The sequence below is a fragment of the Stenotrophomonas sp. YIM B06876 genome (genome assembly GCF_030711595.1).
GTDB lineage: Bacteria > Pseudomonadota > Gammaproteobacteria > Xanthomonadales > Xanthomonadaceae > Stenotrophomonas.
This window is the reverse complement of sequence record NZ_JAUJUJ010000143.1, coordinates 1-1,926: the sequence shown is the minus strand read 5'-3', so window position 1 is coordinate 1,926 and position 1,926 is coordinate 1. Positions and strand designations below refer to the sequence as shown.

The 1,926-nt window shown below is 57.9% G+C and carries 3 protein-coding genes; 1 reads left to right on the top strand and 2 read right to left on the bottom strand.

All coding sequences use genetic code 11. The features are described from left to right. Both QZH66_RS15495 and QZH66_RS15490 read right to left on the bottom strand, forming a co-directional pair. A partial coding sequence (locus tag QZH66_RS15495) for a DUF4172 domain-containing protein (RefSeq protein ID WP_305806799.1) occupies positions 1–307 on the bottom strand: 307 nt, incomplete at its 3' end. 323 nt (positions 308–630) lie between these two features. Further along, the gene (locus QZH66_RS15490) at positions 631–987 is read right to left on the bottom strand and encodes a GNAT family N-acetyltransferase (RefSeq protein WP_305806798.1); all 357 of its coding nucleotides are present in this window, start codon (positions 985–987) and stop codon (positions 631–633) included. Between the two features lie 232 nt (positions 988–1,219). On the opposite strand from QZH66_RS15490, the gene QZH66_RS15485 reads away from it, so the two are divergent. Continuing rightward, on the top strand, positions 1,220–1,819 hold the full coding sequence (locus tag QZH66_RS15485; protein WP_305806797.1) for a PEP-CTERM sorting domain-containing protein: 600 nt from the start codon (positions 1,220–1,222) through the stop codon (positions 1,817–1,819). The last annotated feature ends 107 nt before the right edge of the window (positions 1,820–1,926 follow it).

The following is a 1,926-nucleotide window of genomic DNA, read 5'->3' as shown; positions in this document are numbered from 1 at the left end:
GGTTGGCCGACGCAGGCGCCGCGTCGAGCCCCAGCCGGCGCGCCACCGACGAGCGCACCGCCTCCAGGTCCAGCCTCTGCCCCTCAATCTGCGCCGTGGCCAGCGCCTCTTGCACCCACAGCTCGCGGGCAATCTCTTGCGCAGGCACCAGACCAATGGCATCGAGCAAGCCCAGCAAACGGCCCTGGGCCAACCGGGCGACTTCGAGCGCGGGCGCCAACGCTGACGCATCCACCTGCAGCACGGGCCAGCCGGGGTGCTGCCAGAGGTAAGAGGGCTTGCGCGGCGGAGTTGGGGTGGAAGGCATGGGCCGCATTGTAGGAAATACGGCTCAAAAACTGAGCCGTATTTTTCAGGATGCGGCTCATGCCCCGTAGCTCGACGGCGGAGGATACATGTGGAATCACATACAAAATGGNCAGCACGGGCCAGCCGGGGTGCTGCCAGAGGTAAGAGGGCTTGCGCGGCGGAGTTGGGGTGGAAGGCATGGGCCGCATTGTAGGAAATACGGCTCAAAAACTGAGCCGTATTTTTCAGGATGCGGCTCATGCCCCGTAGCTCGACGGCGGAGGATACATGTGGAATCACATACAAAATGGCCTCAAACGCTGATGTAGCAAGCGTTAAAAGCTATGAAATAAGAAGCGCCTTGCCCATGCGCGCATTCGCCAGCAGCACGCCGCGCACCTCCACCTGCTGGCGCGCCTCGACCGCAAAGCCGCTACGGCTGAAAAACGGCTCGGCGCTGAGGCTCACATAGGCCCGTAGTCGGGGCATGCCCGCCCGCTGCGCTGCTTGGTGGATCTGCGCCATCAGCACACAGGCCACGCCCCGCCCGGCGCAATCCCCCCGCACAAAAAACTGGTCGATGTAGCCCGAAGGCTGCAGGTCGGCAAACCCCGCGATGCAGCCTTCCAGCTCGGCCACGAACGGCCGGCTGGCGCGCAGGTCCGGCTCGTCGCCGGGCTGGAAGGGGCGGATGTGCACGGGAGTTTCGGGCTGGCAAATCAATGGAAGTCTGGCCCCAGTATCGGACCCCAATATTTGAGAGGTTGTTTCTCGCATAGCGCCTGTCGAAGAAATTGACAAGCCGCGCTTCAAACAAGTAGCGCCCCCCGCCGATGGCAGCAGAAGCCATTGATTTCATTGAGACTTTTTGCGTCAGAGAAGCCTGGAACGAAGCGTGCTTACGCACGCGAATCAATTCCAGGAGAACGACATGACGCTTCAATCTTCACTGACCCGACTCTACGCTGCGGGAGCGCTGATGCTTGGTTTTGCCGTTATGCAGCCGGCCGCAGCTGCGACGACTGTTCTGACGTTTGATGAATTCCCCGAAGGAATGAATCTGATGAATCAGCGTATTTATCCAGAGGTTAGTATTTACGGTGCAATAGTTACGAATACAGCTGCGCTGGGGCTTTATCCCCTTGCGCTCTCACATGTGGCGTATGCAGACACCGGCCAGATGATATTCAAATTCAGCATCCCTGATCTTAGAGATATATCATTATTTATTACATACATGGTTGATGATGTGGATGTGTACGTGTATGACATATTAGGCGCGCTTGTCGGACATGTGTCGCTGCCGCCGGGGTCGCCTGGAAATACGATAATCTCCTTTGCAAATACCACTGAATTTCCGATTGGCCGTTTTGAATTGGTGGGGGCAGGTGCTATTTATGCCGTTGACAACATAACGCTCACATCTTTTACACCAGTTCCAGAGCCGGGTACCGCAATGCTTTTTGGAATTGGTCTTGTCGGCTTAATAGCGGCCTCACGGCGCAAAAACATGCGCGCACAAGCCCATTGATTGCATTCGGTGACTGGTAGCTCGCGCCGCCCCATGCAAGTCTGATCTTCGGGCACACAACTTTCGCTGCCAATGGGCCGCTTCAACGCCGTGCTCTCTGTTGCATC